The sequence below is a fragment of the Psychrobacter proteolyticus genome (genome assembly GCF_039762275.1).
Classification (GTDB): Bacteria; Pseudomonadota; Gammaproteobacteria; order Pseudomonadales; family Moraxellaceae; genus Psychrobacter; species Psychrobacter proteolyticus_C.
The window spans coordinates 95,157-115,387 of record NZ_JBDLOB010000007.1 but is presented as its reverse complement, the minus strand read 5'-3'; the positions used below and the strand labels follow the sequence as shown (position 1 = coordinate 115,387).

At 44.9% G+C, this 20,231-nt stretch carries 8 protein-coding genes; 1 reads left to right on the top strand and 7 read right to left on the bottom strand.

Annotated features, from left to right (window positions below; translation table 11 throughout):
- Nucleotides 1–2: 2 nt before the first annotated feature.
- The 6 genes from ABFV72_RS11085 to ABFV72_RS13120 form a co-directional block, all read right to left on the bottom strand.
- Entirely contained in the window at nt 3–2,213 is a 2,211-nt protein-coding gene (locus ABFV72_RS11085) for a hypothetical protein (protein ID WP_347163715.1), read from the bottom strand.
- The gene (locus ABFV72_RS11080) at nt 2,210–9,961 is read right to left on the bottom strand and encodes a HEAT repeat domain-containing protein (protein ID WP_347163713.1); all 7,752 of its coding nucleotides are present in this window, start codon (nt 9,959–9,961) and stop codon (nt 2,210–2,212) included. The genes ABFV72_RS11085 and ABFV72_RS11080 overlap by 4 nt, the downstream gene beginning before the upstream one ends.
- A gap of 70 nt (nt 9,962–10,031) precedes the next feature.
- Entirely contained in the window at nt 10,032–13,433 is a 3,402-nt protein-coding gene (locus ABFV72_RS11075; protein WP_347163711.1) for a hypothetical protein, read from the bottom strand.
- A 608-nt stretch (nt 13,434–14,041) separates the two neighbouring features.
- Complete coding sequence (locus ABFV72_RS11070; RefSeq protein ID WP_057760236.1) at nt 14,042–14,782, bottom strand: peptidase; 741 nt, start codon at nt 14,780–14,782, stop codon at nt 14,042–14,044.
- A gap of 41 nt (nt 14,783–14,823) precedes the next feature.
- Nucleotides 14,824–15,609, bottom strand: coding sequence for a transglutaminase family protein (locus ABFV72_RS11065; RefSeq protein ID WP_201568944.1), 786 nt, complete (start codon nt 15,607–15,609; stop codon nt 14,824–14,826).
- An 86-nt stretch (nt 15,610–15,695) separates the two neighbouring features.
- Nucleotides 15,696–18,053, bottom strand: coding sequence for a circularly permuted type 2 ATP-grasp protein (locus ABFV72_RS13120; protein WP_431192102.1), 2,358 nt, complete (start codon nt 18,051–18,053; stop codon nt 15,696–15,698).
- A gap of 221 nt (nt 18,054–18,274) precedes the next feature.
- On the opposite strand from ABFV72_RS13120, the gene ABFV72_RS11055 reads away from it, so the two are divergent.
- The gene (locus ABFV72_RS11055) at nt 18,275–18,913 is read left to right on the top strand and encodes a GDSL-type esterase/lipase family protein (RefSeq protein ID WP_347163709.1); all 639 of its coding nucleotides are present in this window, start codon (nt 18,275–18,277) and stop codon (nt 18,911–18,913) included.
- Nucleotides 18,914–19,103: 190 nt separating this feature from the next.
- On the opposite strand, the gene ABFV72_RS11050 is transcribed toward ABFV72_RS11055, so the two are convergent.
- Entirely contained in the window at nt 19,104–20,204 is a 1,101-nt protein-coding gene (locus tag ABFV72_RS11050; RefSeq protein WP_347163707.1) for a DUF2855 family protein, read from the bottom strand.
- Nucleotides 20,205–20,231: the final 27 nt, after the last annotated feature.

The following is a 20,231-nucleotide window of genomic DNA, read 5'->3' as shown; positions in this document are numbered from 1 at the left end:
CATTACATCCCTTGGTTTTCGATAAAGCCTTTGGCTTCAAATCTGGCAATATGTTGTAAAAATGCGGCTTTGGCTTGGGCAGGCTGATTGAACACCAGCTGCTGGCGCGTATCCTTGTCACCTATTGTTTGTTCAATGGTGATCTTCTTATGGGCAATGGTGATGTAAACATAAGCAATAGCGGTCTCTTGTGTCTTATCGCTTGCAGTTGCATGTGACTGGGCGGCTGGTTGTGCTAAGGCTGTCAAATCAAGCGTTGGTGCAACAGGTAATGTCATCAACGAGCTATTGGCTGTTTTTACTTGTATGCTTTCTTGTTTATTCTTGAGTTGATTAAAGCGCTTACTCGGTACACGTTTACTCAAGACACGAGTGTCATGCCAGCTGTCATTACCCGTATTATTCGGGTCGTATTGGTTATATCTAAGTCGTAGCGCGATAAGATGCGCGCACACGCCTTGTGTGAGCCGGTGCTGCAAGTACTGCGGACAGCTGCATTCCGCCTTGGTGACTAGCCCTTCATCGCCTAATTGTAGCTGGCTGTGATAAGTACGTCTGTCTTCTTCGACATGAATATCTGCACGAATGGTAATACCTTTGACGGCAACAGTCTCAACAGAGAATTTCTGCACGGCATCCGTACGGCCAATCAAATCAAAGGCATGTTTTTCTGCTTCATTGTGGTAAGCAAACTGCGCCATATCAAGCGGTGTCTGCGCCAAAGGTCTGTAGTGATACAGCTGCCTCGCCATCTCATAGCGAATTAAGCCTTGCTGAGTACCTGACAGTAACCATTGCTGGATTTGTTGGCGAGAAACAGGCACAGACGTTAATGAAGCATCTGCTGATAGCGACTTTACCAAATCTTCTATTGTACTAGGAGTATTTGCCAGTGTTTTAATCAATACGGACAAGCCATTATCGTCGTCGTTACTATTACTGCCTGATAACCCTTCAATAGCAGCTAATGTATTATGCAGTGGGCGCTTGGGCAGTAACAAGTCAAAGTTTAATGACTGTGACCAATTGGCTTGGCTAAAGCCTGTCATAGCAAAGGTGAAATGAAAGCCTTTGCTTTTTAGTGTCCAATAGCTTGGCATGCCTTGACCTAATAGCGATACCGAAACGCTGTCAGTATGCGGCAACAGACGTTTTAATAGGCTGAGACGACGGCGACCCCATAAGCGAATGAGCTTTGCTTGTTGACCTTGATAAGGCTTTTGCTGTTGGCTAACTTGGCTGGTGACAGTAATATCAAAAGGTTCTAATATAATCACCGGCAGCTGCTGGGGTCTAAGCTCAATCAACAATCCGCGGCGTTTACCTTTAATGTCAGCATGCATACGCAGCTCAAATAGCACGTTGTACAATGCGATTGGATCAAGATGGATGGTGTCTTGTGGCAATTGACCTGCAGACTGTACTTGTAGCAGTGCTCTGATCCAGCTTTTGGGCACATTGATGCGCTTTTCTATGATCTGTTTTTTTATGGTGGGCGTCGTTAATGAACTATCAGTATCTGCTTCAGCCGTCTCTGGCATGGTCTCGAGTAACTGTAAGCCGACCGCTTCATGACCAATGTCTAACATAGTTTGTTGATGGTCTCGTATTTTTTCAATACCGTTAAACAACGCCGCACTGTAATCAATACTCGTAGTACCAAGTGTAGCTTCGGTGCTTTGCTCAAAAATCTCATTGGTCAAGGTTAATTGAGCATAGCAGCCTTCATCACGGCTAAATACCTCAAAGCTGACACCTTGCTCATGCACCTGAATAATCGGATCCAAAATACAAAAGGCCAGTGGGTCATTGTCGAACAACCACGTGAAATAATCACGCTGCGCAGTAAATAGGTTTTTATTGCTGCTGGCACGGCGCATCTGCATAAATACCGTGTACGCTGAGCGGTCTTTTGGCACATAGCGATAATCACTACTGACTACATCAAATAGTGCTAGCAAACTGTCACGAAAGACAAGGGGAGACTTGACCTTACTGTGGAAGTTAACATCCGATCGATTCAGCTGAGCAAATAGAGCCACATGCTGAGTGTGTTCGGTCGTTTGCACATCAGATAATGAGTCTGACGATTTGTTAACTTGACTGATTTGGCTAGGGGCGGCGTAGTCCAACTGCATCATCAGGCCATCAGTGTTGGCTACTACTTCTGACTCTATTTCTGATGCTTGGTCTAATTGATTGTCTATAGTCATTGACTGTCTCCTTCACCCTGATTGCTTTTTTGACTGCTGTCCTGACTATATACCAACGGACGCTTTTGCTGTGCTCGTATCATGGCACGTTGCCAGCGGCGTAGTACTTTATAAGCAAGCTTCTGAATGTCTGAGTTTTCATGTGCCATAAGCGTCGTCAGCCACTGTTCAATATTTGGATCATGTAGCTGCCCAAGCGCTTCGATAGCACGGATACGAACCGTCAGCTCCATGTTGTCATTATTTGCACAATGATAGAGTGCATTAGCGTCTTTTGCTCTGATCCACTGTAGCAGCTGTTGATTGATTGGTATCTCGGTAGACGAGCCCTTATGTTTGAGCGCATTGTTTTTCAACGCATTTCTTACTACAGTTATTATGGATTTTTGGGTAGATGTAGCGCTTTGTTCAATACGAGCAATCACAGTTCCTAGCAAGGTTTGATTATCATAAGCGAGCTGCGGTTGAGCTGTAGCTGATACAGTGCTCAATGTTGGCACGATGCTTGATAACACCTTATCGTCAGCGACTGATCTGGCCAGTAGTCCTAACAGCGCTTGCTGCCACCAACCGCTAACAGTCGTAGAGAGCAGTGGAATAGAGGTGATGGTCAATGGTTGACGAGAATCATTGAGCCACTCAAGCATTGCCGCGATCTGCTTGGCTGCTACTTTATCGACAGCACCTTTAGCAGTTGTGATAGAAACATGACGCATGATTAACCACACCAGTTGCGAGATGGTGGTGCGTACTTGCTCAACCATGCTAATCCACTGACTATTATTGATGGTCGTCGGACTGCGGTTGATGGTATCGATAAGCGTGTGCCATTGCTCGCTTGCAGTGTCAAAACGCTGCTGCAACGTCGTAACCATCTCTTTATCAAGATAGTTGGTCGGGTATTGGGTCAGATAGCACAGTCCAATATGCTGTGTCAGTGTGTTACTACTGGTAATCAACGCGGTAAGCTGCGATGTTGGCATGTCTTGCTTGGCCATAATGGCATTTTGCAGTGCCATCAAGATGTCGGATGGTAAGTGCGCGCCATGTTGGGTGATAAATGCTGCCAGCTCATCGATGCTGCTATTATCAATGATACGCTTTAGGCTTAAACGCTCCGTCTCTTCTACAAAGTCATCATTATGGCTTTGGATGGCTGCCCAATCATAAGGATAAATCTGCGATGCGAGACTGCCCCAGGTTTTCTGTGCCGCAGTATAAGCCACCATGAGCACAGCACGATCTAGGTTGTTTTGCTTTAAGATATCTAAAATTAATGCTTTATTGGCATCGTTATCATTCATCTGCAGTAGCCATACCGCATGCCTTTGCGGACGGAAGAATATGGCTTTATCGATATGAGTGCGAATATAGCTACGGATTTGTTCCCAAGCAGGCGTTGTGTTGAGCCAGCGCAGTCCATTTAACCAATGAACAATGGCGGGATTGGTGAAATGGACTGCGGGGTCTGACAAGTGCGATTTTAATAGCTCAAAAATATGCGGACTATGCTCAAAGTCACCACCTTGTGCAAGACGACCTAAAGCTTCACTAGCCACGTCTTGTAAGTAGTGCTCGTCGTCCTCGGCCAGTTTGATTAACTTATCATAGGCTTTGTATAAGGTATGAACCTGTAAGTTTTTATCAGCGTTGTCCACAGGCGAGCTAGCATTAGGCGAGTCAGCATTTTGATTTCGGTTTTGATGGTCACTGCTGCCTAGTAGCTCGCCAATGGCTAACACACTGCAGCTACGGAACTCAGCATCAGGGTTATAATCGATAGTGGCCATCAAGATATTGACCCCATCAGCATGACCACACTTAGCGAGTCCTTCAGCCGCGGCAAACTGCACATCAGCGTCTTTATTACGCAGGGCATTTTGTAATGAAGCAATGCTGCCGTGTCGTCTTTTGGCTCGATATGCCAGTGTCTCGACCAATTTAAAAGTATATTTAGCTGGCATCTGCTCGTAGGCGAGCGCTAAAGCGCTATCAATGCGCGAGGATAAATCACTGTCATCCGATTGCACCCATGCAAGTGACGGCAATAGCAGCGCGGCAAGTGCATAATCACTATGACTCATAAGCATAGTAAACAGTGATAGCAAGACTTGCGAGTCTCTAGGGTGCTGACGTTGTAACCAGCGGGTGTCTTCATGCTCATCTAGGTAGTCATCGATGTGCTGATCGTATCCGCTGATTTTTACTAAGGTATCAAATAAGTATTTATGCTCTTCTTTATGCTTTTGTGGCGTGTGGTCAAACAGATTCTCTAAACGCTGTAGTAATGGTGCGACCAGATGCGTATTACGCAGGTCAGCGATATCACTATAAATAAACTGCTTAGGTTTGTTGATATGTGGATCGTCAAGTAAGGCTAATAATCGTAAGTGCGCTTCATTGGCGACCTGTTCAGCAGTAGCAATATCAAAGCTGCTCTCTAAACCACTTTCAAAGCGACCCTCTAAAGTGTTCTTATTGATGAATTGGTACGACGTGAGTGCATCGACAAGCAACTGCCAGCTACGATATTTCTCATTACTAGCCTGAGCATCTTCAGCAAAATCAAACAAGCTATCAAATAGTGTGTTGTCTGCAAAGAGTACGTCATAAAACTCAACCAGTTGACTCAGTGCTTGATATTTTGCATTCCAATCATCACTCTTCACAGCATGCAGCAAAAACGTCAGTTTGTCTTGACGCTGCAATGACGGCGATTGACTGTTTGCAAGGGGCGTGACAATGACTTGTTTCCATTCAGCAACGATCTGAGGCAGTAACGACTGACAATAAGTCTGTAGCCCAAGTAAGCTAGCAGGCAGATGGCCTAGTCGGCCTTTTAACAGCTGATAGGTCTCTTCTGCTAAGGTGTGATTATTGGTTTTTAACAAATCAATGAGTTGTTGATCAGCGCTACTACTGACAGTCGCTGTATCCAATGGTTTACTTTGCTGCTGTACGGCATCGTTCTTTACGGTATCTAACAATAAATCCAAGCCGCGTTTGACCATATCACGGTAGGGCGTGCTCATGGCATAGTCAGCCAGCTTTTTGGCAGGTATGTTCAGCTTATACAAGCATGCCCAAGCCAACTCACGAGTGTCAAAACTACTGTGGTTGAGTAGTGGCAACAACACACGACTGGTACTGTCTCGCCAGTCCTCATTGTTATTAGTGTTGTTATTGGTGTTAAGCTGCGATGATTGAGTAGCAAGCCACATTAGCCCTCGAATTGCCTGGTCTGTGGTGCTGCTATTCGCATAATAATCATCGCCTGCGCGTATGACGCCAATCCAAGCACTAAAGGCAAGAGACTGGTATGGATAATGCACTTCAAAATTGTCTTGTTGTTCAGTAGGAGAGCTATCGACTGTTTGCGCATCGTCGTTTGAAACATCCTGAATAGAGGCTGATACAGGGTGAGCACTTAACAATGCCTGCAAACTGCGTTGCCATTTTTGTAATGTCTCAAAAACATCGTCTTCATCGTCATAGTAGTCATGAGCGAGTAATTCAGATAAGTTACAAATGACATTAATGGTTTGCGCGCGTACCAATGGCTGATGATGGCGACTGAGGTTGGCGAGCTGTTGTAAGTTTTCGGTACTGACGGTTGTCAGAATACTTGCTCGGATAGAGACCGTATTATGCGACTGTCCTTTAATACCACCTTTATCTGCCGTGTTTGGCATGGCATCCATCATCATTGTAATGACTTCAGAGTGAGCGGATAAAATACCGCCTAATTGACGTGACAAGTAATCACTTAGGTACTGCCACGTTGATGATAGTGCTTGCTGGTTATTGCGTTGTTGTACGTCATTCGGGTAACGAGCGAGTATGTTGGCGTAGACTACTGCCGTGTCATTATCAGCAAAGCTTAATGCTTCTATCAGTCGATTGGGCCTGACAGTGCTAGTAGCGGTCGTTTCAGGAGCTTGCAGGCTATTTTTCCAGTCATCTTTTAAATCATTAAATATCAATAACAGTCTGGCTGCTACGGCATAGGACTCTGACTCAAACAAAGGCTGTAATTGCCGTGCATGTGTAATACCTAAACCGTGCTGCGCTTGTAGCCAATGCGTAGGCGTCATCGGTGCGACAAGCGTACTAAGGTTGTCTGTTTCGTCTCTTATGTCATGAGTAAGGAAGTACTGCCCGCGAGCATCACCCAAAATAGCCAAACACAAACTGGCTGATTGACTGATAATGGCGCGCTCATCTTTTTGCCATTTCACCAGTAGATCAATGTCCTCAAGCGAGACTATCTGCGTAATCTTTGGCGCAAGTGATTTAAAATCGGCGTCAGGGTGGTGTAGATATTTAGCATACCAACCTAGTGCATCATGCTTTGATGGATATGCCAGTTTAGACAAGCCAGACAGTGCTTGGCTTACATGATTGTGCCACTGGGTATAGCTGTCACTTTTCTTGCCTTGAGAGAGCATAGGCAACTCTAGATAGTGTTTAAAGACTTGATACGCTTGCTCATCACTCCGCTGTGCCTGTTCTTCGTCAGCATATAGGCGTGATTGACTGGCCAGTAGTTTAGCGACTGTTAGCTGAATATCAGGATAAGGGCTGTTTAAGGCTGCGGTAATTAATGCTTCGTGATGATTCGGTTGATCATCGGCGCTACTATCATCTAGGCTACTGTGATCCGCTAAAATAGTAGACTGTAAGTCTGTCAGCGCCAAAGCGACCGTCAAAGCTTGTTTACGTAGCTCAATACTGTCATCAGCGAACAAGGCCACGAGAGCTGGCATCAGTTGTGTCAGCTGAGTCGTATTGGCTCTGGCTTGCACTGTCGTAAGGGCCAGTTGCTTAGTGTCCGCATAAGGGCTGGCAAGCGCGTTTAGCATTATCTCAGCAAACCCTAAATGTTTACTTTGCTTAAGTGCAATATCAAAGGCTTGTTTGCGGATAGCGGCAAACGTATCCGCAAAGAACAGGGTCAGGACAGCTTGATTGATCTTTTGGTGATTCGTTTCTTCAGTGTTATTGGCTTTATTTGTTTTATGCTTCGAGTTCATCGCTAGCAGCAGTCGTTGCCATTCTTCTATCGCCACTTGATGCACATCTTCAAAGAGGCTCTGCTGCAATAGCTCAATGATGTCAACGATAGCGCTATCAGAAACGTCGTCAGAAACGTTTTTAGAAATAGTGTCAGATGACTGCTTAAATTGGCGGTTTAATAGAACTTTAACCACTTCTAATCGAATACTGGTAAAAGGGTTGTTCAATGCCTGTAGCAATATGTCTGTCATCTCTGACGACATATGAGCGCTTTTATCACTGCTAACACCACTATTTGAGCTATCTGCTGCAACATGCTTTAAAAACAGTGCTAAAGACTGCTCGTGAATGTCTTGATGTTTAGAAGCAAAACCCGTCGCTGCCCAAGACAATGCATTGTCTGCCAATTTGCCATAGGCTTGCATAGCCACTTGGCGCACGCCAGCGTCCTTATCATCTAGTAATGTCGGTAGGACTGCTTTGGCGTCTTCTATATTTAAATGACCAAGCGCGGTGGCGACACCAGCACGGATGATAGCACTGTCATCATGGCTCATCAGACTAATCAGGGTGCCAAACGCACGTTTGTCTTGTAGGCAAGCCAGCGCATAAGCCGCTCGGAAACTGATATCTTCGTAACTATTGCTTAAGCTTTGTAATAAGGGCTCTAACGTGTCATTGCTTAGTTTTATGGATTCAGCAGTGGGATTCTTGGATTTTGCTGGTTTAGCCTTACTTTTAGACTTAGATGCTTGGGTACTATCTGCTTGCGAGATAAAATCTTGCGTAGATAAGGTTAAACGGATCGCCTCATCGGATTGTTTAACATTATTATCATTAACCGCTGTGCTACTAGCGTTATCTAGTAGCGTGCCGCGTAGTAAGCGAAAGTCATCAAAATCAGACAGGGTACGTAATGTTTGCGTGTCGCCTTGCTGTTTTAACGCCTCTATCAACTTGGGTTGAGACAGCAATGAGACGTAAAACGCCGTTTGCCTAATCTCTGTATTACGATGATTCTGTAGCAGCATCAGCTGACGTGAGACTTCAAGATGGTTTAGCATACCGCGCTGATACAGACGAATAAGCCCTGATTGGACAATGTCTGACTGATTGCAGTCTAATGCCATTAAGTCTGCTTGCGGGCTGTTGTCAGGCAAGAGCGTCTCAAGTGAGGCCAATGCTTGCTTGCGAATATTCGCAAAACTGTGTGACAACGCATCTCTTAAAATAGGTAAAATTCTGCGCTGGCTGGTGGCATCCTTCATCGCGACCTTTAGGTAACCTTGTAACGCAGAAGCCACCACTTCTTCGTAGTAACGGTTTTTAAAGGCTTCTTCTAGATAATGCAGCGGGCGCTTCGCCGTGTCTGCGCGGTCGGCCAAGACATGAAAAGCAGCAAGACGTACTTTTGCACTGTGCGCCGAGCTTAATTGCTGCTCTAAAACGTGTGCAGTTTTATCAAGATTAGTAGTCGCAACCCATTGTACCAATTGCAATGCTTGATTGGCCGTGAGCGTGTCGCTATCAGCAAGTAATTTTTTAACCAGCTCTAACGTTTGGTTATCTGCTTGCGCCTGTAGCAGCGCCAAGCCTTCTTTAAACGACACATCATTATTGTTTGAGGTATCTGTCAGTAACTGGCCGATTCTCTGATAGCCATCTTTAATGATATAAGTGACCGGCAATAGCTTACTGTTTTGTGCCGTACTATTTTGTGACGTACTTTGAGTATGGTCAATAGGTATTAAACGTAGGCTCTGATCGGCACTGACGACGATGAGCGTTGGTTGCTCAGCGTAAGAAGATAAGACGATCTGTCGAGCCTTGGTTAGATCCTCTTTACAGCTATTTGGTTGACCTTTATCGAATGCCCATGATTTGACGCTCTTGTCATCGGCGGCAGTGAACAACCGTGTGTCTGAGACACAAAGCGCCGTGATCATTTCACTGTGTTGGCTGGACTTGGCTCTATCAACAGGATGCAGATCGCCTTGGACATGTGTACGGTATAAACACTTATCTGCGCCTGCTGAGAAGAAGTACTGACCGACTGGCTCAAAACAAAGCGCGTTTACTTTACCTTGGTGGAGCTGTTTGCGACTACTTAGATTGAGCTTTGCTTCATCTGATGCCCATTGATAGCTACTAACATCTCCCGTTTTATCTGCCACCACGAGCCACGAGCCATCACTTGACGTTGCTAGCGCTGTTAATGCAGACTCCTTACTTGATGCTGCTATAGAAGATGAGTAAGGCTCAATGATGACAGTACTGCTGGCTTGACTGTCCTGATAAGGCCATACTACGATATGTTTTGGATATAGAATAGCCAGTGCATCTTGTAGTGGTGCCATTGCTACGGCACGGCCTATAGCATTGTTGTTATTTTTAGGTGCATCGAACAAGGATTTAGCACTGGTTTTCTTAACTTTCTTTGCTTGCCAATCCGTTTGGTAAAGATGACCATCATCACCAATCATCACAATAGTGCTGTCATCTATTTTGGTGATGGCTTGCATCGCACAAGGCAGCGCAGTTGTCGATAAGCTAAATTGCTCACCTTGTTGATCGAGGACGTATAAGACCGTGGCAGCTGCTTGCTGCTGGCGAGTAATAAAAAGACTGCGCCCATCTTGCTTGGTTGTCTTTTGAGTTGCCGCTTGAGTACTGTTGGCCTTACTGACTAAGCCAATAATTTGACCCCAATAGGGGAGTGTTATTGTTTTCATGGTGTTATCTCAGTTGAGGTGACGTCATATTTTTTAAGTATCTTTTATCTATATCTGTTTGCCAAAGCCGTTAAGCAGATGCCACTGGCTGCAGATTTTTAGATAGCTCAGGATAGCGATGCAATAACCGTGTGACGGCAACCAAACACGCATGACGCTCCATCTTGCCTGCCGAGTGCGTAAAGGTGAATAATGTAGACATAATGAGCGCCGCAAAGGTACTGTCAGCTAATGCTACATCACGAAAGGTCTCAATCAACGCCAGTTTGGCACGACTCGCAGATATGGGTTTTAGCGTGATATTGCTATCTGACTCAGCGTGCTCTGATGACTGTGGTGATGCTGAGCGCTTATCTGAGTAACGTTGTTGCTTATGCTTATTGCTGTCACTAGCATTGGGCTCTTGCGAACCGCCTAGACGACCAGGTGGTAGCTCAAAAAGACCACGACGTAGCAGCATCAATAATTGGTCGACTTCTGCAGGCAAGCTTGCCAAACGTCTATCTGACTGTTCTGTTATGACTGGTTGAGCGCTGTTGTCTTTATCTGGTGCAGCATCTTTATCTTTACTATCGCTACTGGTTGGTTGCCAGTTTGGCGACACGTGACGCGCCTTATAGTGTTTCCATAGCATGGTCACGGCGGCATAGCGTACTTCGCGGTCTGTGCTTTGGGTCAATCGATATAGAGATTGCACATCTTGGAACTTGGCGTGACGCTGCAGCAAGGTGATGCCGATTTGGCGAGCGACTCGCGCTTTGCTTTCAATCAAAGCATTCAACATGCCAGCATTCAATTGTGCTGACTGAACGTGGTAACGTCGATTGGTAACGGATGGACTATCCAATAGCGCACGCTTCAGCAGTTGCGTGACCTCAGTATAGGGAGATTCTGCCATCATCAGCCATAGGGCTGGCGTTGGTTGCCACGTCGCCATTTCATACTCACTCAGTAATAAGCCAAATTCTCGCAGCTGGCTGTTACGGTGTTGCAGTAAAGGAATGACACGCTCTGCATCAAAGAATGAAGAAGGAATGATCGCATCGGGATCGACAGGTCTGTCTGTCAGTGCCATGCAAATCTGCTCATGATGATGACTGAGGTAGCTGATCGCAAGCTCGCTAATAGGTGCAGTAGCGTCATCTGTTGCCATATTCCACAGTGCGTTGGTGCCTGCAAAAGTATCGTCTTCAGACACCTCTCTCGATTGACCACTCAGCATCTGTAAAAATGCAGTTTCGGAAATAATCTTTAGCGGCGCACCATCGGCGATTAAGCTTTCGGCTTTCACTTGCTTGCTACCTTTACGGCCATTGCCATATAACGGTGAACCATCATCACCGATGACTAGATAATCCAACTTGCCATTAACAGCACCACTGATGGCACCATTAGCTGCTTTCACAACTTTTTCGGCCTCGCCACGAGTCATGCTTTGCATCTTGCCCGTGAATAAATAGCGTTGGCCGGTTAAATCTACTTCAGTAGCAGCGTCGCTACTCGAGTCTTGATTGTCAGTGCTGTTACTGGAAGCATTGTCAGTAGAGTCGCCTTCATTGCTGTCGAGATATGCGATAAAGTCGGCAGGCAAGAACCCTTTGTTAATGCGCTCAATAGCAAATTCGCGATAGAGTGCCTGATCGCTATGCGCAAGATTCATAAGCCAGTCGAAACCTAAATCTATCGGCGCAAACCGACGCACATCAGACAGCCAATTTCGCACGGTTTCTGCTAAATATTCATCAAAGGCCAAGTACTTTTGCCAGTTTTTAGTAGGAGTATCAGCAGATTTTAACTGTTCAATATATTCACTCACTTGCCAGTCAGGCTCATAGGCAAGTGCATGCCAATAGCTCATATCAAGCGTCGCGGCTGACAGTATATCTTCATCAAACCAATCGGTAATAGTCGATTGTGATAGTGGATGTAATAGCAGTGTTTGCCATACTGCCGCATTTACTTGGCTCAAATCCAACCGTCTGAGCTGGTCCAACGCAAAGTCCATGCAGTAGCTGTCGTTATTAGCAGCGAATTCCTGTTGCTCTGGTATATCTAACTGCTGGGCAACGCGAATAAAGTATTCAGTCCCTAGCTCTTTGGCACTATAAAGCTCAGGCAGTTTTTTTATCGCAAACTTTACGCTGTGTGTTCTACCGCTGGTCAATCGTTCAAAAAACCACTCAGGGGTCAAATCGCGCCTTGTAAAGTGTTTGCTAAGTTGTTTGCTCGCGGTTTGATAGTGATGCTCTGTGTCTAATAGCTGACCCCAACCGTTGACACCGATATAAGCAACAGGATCACGACTCAGGATACTATTGATGGCAAATGCTCTAACAGGCTCATAATCTGACATTGCCAGTAGCATCAGTTCAGTGAGCGATAAGTCTTGAGCGTAGCTTTTGGCATAGCCAATCGCATATTGATAGGCGGCAGGATAGTGTGAATGGAGTAGCTGCAGTACCACTTGATGCAAGCCCAATGTTTGAAATTTAGACTTTTCAAAATGCGGTGAGTTTTCCAATAGCCAAACTATCATCTCATCACGCGCTTTGCTGTGCGCTTGTCCGGCAGATAAATATTGTAGCGTCTCACCACTCACATCACGTAATTGGGTCTTAAAGTCGTGTTTTAGGCTATCGGTTGCGAACTGTCTGACAGCCTCGTTTTTGGCGATAGCCAATAGCTGGATAAGTGGTTCTGGGTCTCGTTGCCACGCCTCAGAGAACGCGCGACCTTTAGCATCAAAAAGCTTGCGAGGTGAGCGGCGGCTAAATCGATTGACGCCATAATCAAGGCTGTTATGGAAGCAGATATGATTAAGTACCCAGCTGTTTGTTTGTTCAAGGCTGCCTGCCGTCATGGCTGCGTCATAGCTGGCGAGTACAGAGACGGCAGCATCAATATAGCCAATTGGCATTTGCTGTCCCAGTTGACGCAAATAACGCCATGCTCTAAGGCTCATATAGGTTTTTGTAGCTAGGCTGACCGCAGAGTTGGCGGTTTGATTGAAACGCTGCAAATCAATCTTGGCAGCTATTTGTCCAAATATCTCATAATCTTGAGAAAATTCAGCTTGCTTATAAATACGCTTTAAACCCTTCCACACACCATAGCTGATTGGCAAAGTCGTAATGGCTTGTTTTAGAATAGTTCTAGAATACGCGCTGCCATCTTCCCATAGTGCGGTCAGTATTATGTGGATTTTGTAGCGATCTGGGAGAGGGTAAACGCCTTCGTCTGCTTCCAATTTGGCAATCATTGCCACGCGCTCTGCAAACTGTACTTCGGGATGTTGCTCCCGAAATTGATGACTAAATATCTTATCTAAAAACCGATCAAAAGTAAGCTCATGCTCAGGGATGGGCGTCTCGGGAATCGCATCAGCTTGAGTTGCCAATGTACATAATTTGTCGACCAAACTTGGATCTTGGGCTTGCCAAGCTTGCTGAATTTGTGAAAATGACAGACTCATAGAAATTTGCCTTAATTTTTATTTTGTCAGTGCGCGTAATTTTGTAGCACCATAAAAGCGCGTTTCACAGAAAATATCAAGGACTTTTGTAAGGAAATATATGGGCTGCGACATATAGCGTCGCGCATAATTTTATTTGCAATTATATATTGACAATAATAACTGTTATGAGGCAAACTTAACGAGTTGTGAGATTTAGCGTTTCACCGTTTACGGTGAGGGGCGACGTTGCGTCGTCCACGAGTCAAGCCATTACATTTTACCCAAGGAAGACTGTTTCAGTCCTGCTAATACCTAGATAAAGGCCCTAGTGTCATTAGCTCGCTGGCGCAATCACGCAATCGTGATTGAGCTAATGCACTAGGGCCTTTATCTAGGTGCAGTCCAGTGAGTCTTCCATGTACCAGGTCATGAGGTAGATTACACAACAATTGAGTGTGACATCATTATGATGATATTCAAGGTCTTTAAAGCAAAACCGGAGTAGGGCTGTTTATTCAGCGCTAATCCGGTTTTTTATTGCCTGATTATTAGTTGATAATAAAAAAGCCCTTTGTCTATTACAAAGGGCTTTTTAGTACAGAAAGTATGATTTTATACGGAACTATTTATCCCCAATAACCATCAGGACATTTAGGCAATTCAACCAAAGTGCGACGTAACGCATCTGACCATTGATGACGGATGGTATTAAAGTACTCATCACGCTCATCAATACGTCGGCCGTTGGGCAGAGCTAGGCTGTCATTGTCATAAAGTACAAAATCTATCGGCATACCGACTGATAGATTTGAGTGAATCGTAGAATCAAATGACAGCATCAACGCACGTGCCGCGTGCCTTACATCCGTGTTATAGCTGACAGAACGATCCAAAATAGGTTTTCCATATTTGCTTTCGCCTAACTGAAAGAAGGGCGTATCTTCAGTGGCTTTGATGCAATTGCCTTCAGGATAGATTAGGTATAGCTCAGGTGGCTGTCCTTTGATTTGACCACCAAGCATAAATGAGCTGGTAAAGGCGCCATCGCGACTAGAGTTAGCGACTGCTTTTGCATGGTTCATCTTTTCACGCATACATTCACCAACCATTTGCGCAGCATCAAACAACGTCGCTACCGTATTGAGGTTACTCTCAGCACGCTGGTCAATGTCGCTTTGTAGTTTATTGAACACTGCTTGCGATGTCGCTAAGCTACCAGCTGTCTGTAATACCATAAAGCGCTCGCCCTCAACGCCGTATTGATACAACTTTCTGAATGTTGATATGTGATCAACACCGGCATTAGTGCGTGTGTCACTGGCAAAGACCATACCGTCTTTTAGACGAATGGCAGCACAATAGGTCATAAGATACCCTTGATGAAAAAAGTAATAGAAAATAGCAAACGCTATGATAGCTTTTTGACTAATACCAAACTGTAAAGATTTTCGTAACCGCCGCCCATACGCACGCCGCGGACAGGCGCCGTATCTAGATAATCTCGCCCAATAGCCACATACACATGTGAGCTTGGGGTAAATGCTTGATTTGAGATATCAAAAGTATACCAGTAACCATCCAGCCAAACCTCAGCCCATGCGTGACTGGCCATGTGATTTTCGGTATCGTCATACAGATAACCGGACACATAACGCGCTGGAATCTGTTGATCGCGCAAGATACCTAAAAATACATGCGTATGGTCTTGGCACACACCGGCACTTGTCGCAAACGCCTCAGCAGCGGTCGTACCCACATGCGTGACGTCTTTAACAAAAGGCATTTTCATAATAAGGGCATTCGCCATTGCTTTTAAGCTGTCATGAGTAGGGGTTTTTAGATATGGCGCTGCAAATTCTCGCATCTCTTGTGAGCATTTGGTCAATGGGGTTTGTACGGTAAATAGCAGGTAGGGGACATGATCCATATCTTCTAGTCGTTCGGTTTCGGTATTGATCTCAACAATACCCGACGCCTGCATTTGTAAGTTGTTATGTGCTTCGTTACGACTGAGCGTGAGCCATGCATTACCAAAGCCGTCCTTTTGATTGGTCGCCACTTTAGGGAGCATCACATCCCATTTATGGATGGTCTGATGCGGCATTTGCATGGGGGTCATGCGTATATACTGTACACTGCGCTGCGCCAGCTCATCGTAATAATAGTTGGTTTGGTGACTGATTTGAAGTTTCATGGCATTTTCCTTATAGCATCTTTCTATTTTCTGTTTATTCCATATGTCTCATGAGCCATTGTTATTGGTTTTTGGCTAGACACCTTCTATACACCTTGACGCAATATGAGATTGAACTCTTTGCTAATCAGCGCAAAATCACTAAATTTCTTTGACCTGATCATCTGGTTGGTCAAACGGATAAGTTCACGCCAGCGCGTATTCTCCGGCAATTCATTAATCCAGTGTCTGAATTCAAAACTGATCTCTGTTGAATCCTCTCCCAACAAGACGGCGCGCTCAAGCTGCTCAAAGTGACGCCCTAATTGCCAAAAACAAGTCACTGTCGGATTTTCTTGTTTCATCGCAGCGTTACACGCGTGTAGCTGCAAAGTCGCTGCTCGATACGTGCCAGCACTCGATAAACGCTTGATCAAGTTATATAACTCAGCAGTATCTTTACCAATGACACCTTTGGCCTCTTGGACATTATCCTCAATCGATTGCACGATATTGGGTATGATGTTTTGTTCCAAATCAGCCATCATTTGTGCTTTCATGGTGGTCAGTGACACTTCACCATCAACGGCAAACCCTAAGTGACTAATTAGATGTCTGATCTGTGATTTTTTGAGATCGCCTTTGATAAGTTGTTTCATAACATCGTCGTAGTAATACAGGCGCTCACTATATCGGCCTAGCCATATCAAGTGACTGGCGGTAGATAATAGCAGTATCATGGGCGCATCATCTAAACTCTCGTAACCTGTTTCTAAAGGCTGGACGCGATCATAGTAATTCGCGTGCCCTGAAGCATTGACACCCACTGATGATAAAGGCGAGCACTTGTCGGTTTGCTGGCTGTCTAAATCACTGTCATCAATAATCCAAGTGTCTTTGATACCGCCGCCTTGTGATGAATTGACGACCAAAGAGCCTTCAACCATGGCCACTCGTGTCAGACCACCGGGTACAATATCTACTGTGCCATCACCATGACTGAGGATAAAGGGACGCAAGTCAATATGACGCGGTGCGATACCGTCGCTTACAGCAGTAGGGTTGGTAGATAGTGAGATAGTCGGTTGAGCAATAAACCCGGCTGGGTTTTCAAGCAGACGCAGGCGATATTCTTCGATTTCTTTTTTGGTTGATGTTGGACCAATAAGCATCCCGTAGCCGCCTGAGCCCTGCGTTTCTTTTACCACCAGCTTGTCTAGATTGTCGAGTACATATTTGAGATCGTCAGGCTTACGGCACTGGTATGTCTCGATATTAGGTAGGATAGGCTCTTCATTTAAATAGAATTTAATCATATCTGGTACAAAAGGATATAAACTCTTATCATCGGCCACGCCCGTACCTGGGGCGTTAACAATCACCACGTTGCCAGCACGATATGCACTCATGAGCCCCGATACACCCAAGATAGAATCTGAGCGGAATGCTAAAGGATCGATATAAGGGTCATCAATGCGGCGGTAGATCACATCGACTTGTACCTTGCCGCGAATGCCTTGCATATAGACTTTGCTGTCCTCAACGACCAAATCATAACCATGAACGAGTGGCACATTCATCTCATGCGCTAAAAAGGCATGCTCATAATAGGCACTATTAAAACGGCCTGGCGTTAAAATGACGACTTGTGGATCATATTTGGATGTTGAGCTGGCAAGACAGGCTTTGAGACGGTTGGGATAATCACTGATGCCCATAATAGGGGTGTCAGCAAAGATATCAGCTAAGAGGGTCTCTGATATGTTGCGGCTCTCAAGCATATATGAGACGCCTGAGGGGGTGCGCAGGTTATCCTCTAACACACAAAACTTACCTGTCTCGTCTCGAATCAAATCAATACCGCTAATATGCGAATAGATAGGTTTGTCGAGCTCAATGCCCATCATCCACGGCTCATAGCAGCCACTGGCATAGACGTAGCTGGCAGGTACAATATCTGCCTTCATGATGGCTTGGTCATGGTAGATATCATGTAAGAATGCATTGAGAGCAGTGATACGCTGTTTACAACCTGCTTCTATTTGTTTCCATTCGCTCGCGGCAATAATGCGTGGAATGATATCAAACGGAATCATACGCTCGATGTTTTTGGCATCGCTATAGACAGTAAAGGTGACGCCTTTACGGTAAAAAATATTTTCTGCTTGTTCGTTTAGATAATTGAGGGCATCCATGTTGATGTTATCAAGCCAATGACCAACAGCTTGTGCCACTGGGCGATACTTACCCTTACTTATCTGCAATTCATCGAAACTTTGTGCTTTTTGCTCAGGTTTTTCTGAAGTGTCTTTTCTTAAGGTATCTTCGGTTGGTGTTGACGCGGGACTTTTAGTATTGTCATTGGGCACTTTGATGGATTGACTCTGACTCTGGCTTTGATTTGCAGATTTTTCTTTGTCTGGGTTTCCATCTTTAGACTGACTTTGAGATGCTGTTTTATTCATAAATACCTCACGTATCCTTGGTAAAGTTATACTTTATGATGAATACACTGTCTATGCTAAGTAGAGTAGCACTTGTACTGCGCCCAACAGGTAGTCTATCTCCTGTATTGACTATACAACGGTTAATGAGCAATATACAACAAGAGTTAAATAATAGATTTTTAAAAACTTGAACCTAATTCCAATAAGTTTAACTCAATAAAAACAGGAGGAAAGAAGAGATGAAGCTACGTGGTAGGTTCTTAATGCTGGCAGGTATAGGGTTGTCAGCGACTATCAGTGTGACTGGCTGTGGTAGCGAACCGACACAGACGGCCTTGCCCGCTGGTAGCACAGTGGTCGCACTTGGCGACTCATTGACCTATGGTTATGGCGCAAATGATGAAACAGCGTATCCTACGGTGCTAGCAGAGCTAAGCAAATGGAACGTCGTTAATGCAGGGGTCAATGGTGACACTTCTGCAGATGTGCTTACTCGAGTGAATGAGATCACTGAGCAAAACCCAGATTTGGTTTTACTGGGTGTGGGTGGTAATGATGTATTGCAGCGCATTGCGCCTGATACGACACGGGCTAATATCATCGCAACTCTAGACACCTTACAATCCAAAAATATTGATGTTGTCCTAATCGCTGAGCCGCATCTCAGTACTAGTGCTTTGTTTGGTAAGGCAAGTGATAATCCACTGTATGAAGATATTGCGGAAGCTGAAGGCATACCTCTGTATTCTGATGGCTGGTCAACTGTACTGTCAGACGAGGCTCTAAAGTCTGATAAAATTCATGCCAATGCTGCGGGCTACAGACAGTTCGCTGAAGGGTTGCATGACTATCTAAAAGACGAAGGGTGGGTGCATTAAACCGCAATGTAAACCATAATTTTTAAGTTTAAAAACTTTTAAACTTAAAAACTGTGAGTAGGGCGCATGTCTGTAGTCAGTAGATAACGCACAAAAAAAAGCAGAGAGCTTGTTAATTAGGCTCTCTGCTTTTTAATTTTCATTTTGCTAATGACAAATAGTCGATAAATTTTATAGCCAGTTTTATAGTCTAGTCTTTTTCATTGTCACCCATGACGACTACCAAACCTTCATCAGCAGCTATCTTACCTTCGCAGATATCTTTATAAACCTCTAGTAAGCCATTGACTCCATCAAGCTCTTGAATCTTTAACCACGCACTAGTTTTTGTAGTGCTATTCATGATGTAGTGCATAGAGCGTTTATTAAATTCTTCAGGGCCCCATTCTTTCATACGTTGCTGTACATGACTGGGCGCAAAAAACTGCTGGCTACGTTCTTGAATGATACCGTCTACATGGCGCGGTTCGTCCCAATGCGTGATACCGACATTACTGGTATAGCGCATGTTATCGCCTAAGTGTCTATGTATACGACTGAGCACGTCAGTATTGGCCGACATATCGACAATGACCGTAGGCTTAGTGGCATCAATTTGCTCAAGCGTGTCATAGCTAAGCACACTGTTATAAGCGTCAATTGACTGAACAAAATCTATATGACGGTTTGAGGTGAGACCGATAACGTGCGGTGCATCTTTATCATCAGTGAGGCCATAGGCTAGGCCAATACTGGTTTTACTAGAGGCACTGATAATCACCACTTGCTCTGCACCAAACCAATCATTACTCTTCAATAGGTCATATAAGCAAAATGAGGTCAGATGCAAGACAAACAATAGCATCCGCTGATCGTCGTTGGCGCGGTCATAGTCTCGTTCATGACTGACGCGCTGGTATAAATTATAGCCATGCGGCAGTTCGGCACGATGGGCACTACCATCTAGTAAGCTGGTTTGGGTGACTCGCTTGGGTGTTATGATTAATTCATTGGCGGGCGGGAAGTAACCAAATAAGCGCTCACCGACAGGTAGCGCATCACTATTGGACTCTACAACATCACCAAAACCCCAGACTGGAATAATACCCCATTTCTCAGGCTCGTCACCATTTGGCGGAAAAAACTGCCAATAGCGTAATTGGTCACCCATGACTGCATAAGTAATATTATTCGCAGTAAAAGCAAAGCGGTCAACTTTGACACGTACTTCGCCATCACCTAGGGTATGGATAGGCGTCTCTTGCAGGCGAGCTTGGGTTAGGTTTGCTTTATTGGTCTGAAATTCTTGCATGGTTATTTCCTCTTTTATTTTATAGTT

Bases quoted from the DNA above. Each gene is read 5' to 3' on its own strand.
- ABFV72_RS11085 (WP_347163715.1), bottom strand. From the start codon at position 2,213: ATGACTATAGACAATCAATTAGACCAAGCATCAGAAATAGAGTCAGAA.
- ABFV72_RS11080 (WP_347163713.1), bottom strand. From the start codon at position 9,961: ATGAAAACAATAACACTCCCCTATTGGGGTCAAATTATTGGCTTAGTC.
- ABFV72_RS11075 (WP_347163711.1), bottom strand. From the start codon at position 13,433: ATGAGTCTGTCATTTTCACAAATTCAGCAAGCTTGGCAAGCCCAAGAT.
- ABFV72_RS11070 (WP_057760236.1), bottom strand. From the start codon at position 14,782: ATGACCTATTGTGCTGCCATTCGTCTAAAAGACGGTATGGTCTTTGCC.
- ABFV72_RS11065 (WP_201568944.1), bottom strand. From the start codon at position 15,609: ATGAAACTTCAAATCAGTCACCAAACCAACTATTATTACGATGAGCTG.
- ABFV72_RS13120 (WP_431192102.1), bottom strand. From the start codon at position 18,053: ATGAATAAAACAGCATCTCAAAGTCAGTCTAAAGATGGAAACCCAGAC.
- ABFV72_RS11055 (WP_347163709.1), top strand. From the start codon at position 18,275: ATGAAGCTACGTGGTAGGTTCTTAATGCTGGCAGGTATAGGGTTGTCA.
- ABFV72_RS11050 (WP_347163707.1), bottom strand. From the start codon at position 20,204: ATGCAAGAATTTCAGACCAATAAAGCAAACCTAACCCAAGCTCGCCTG.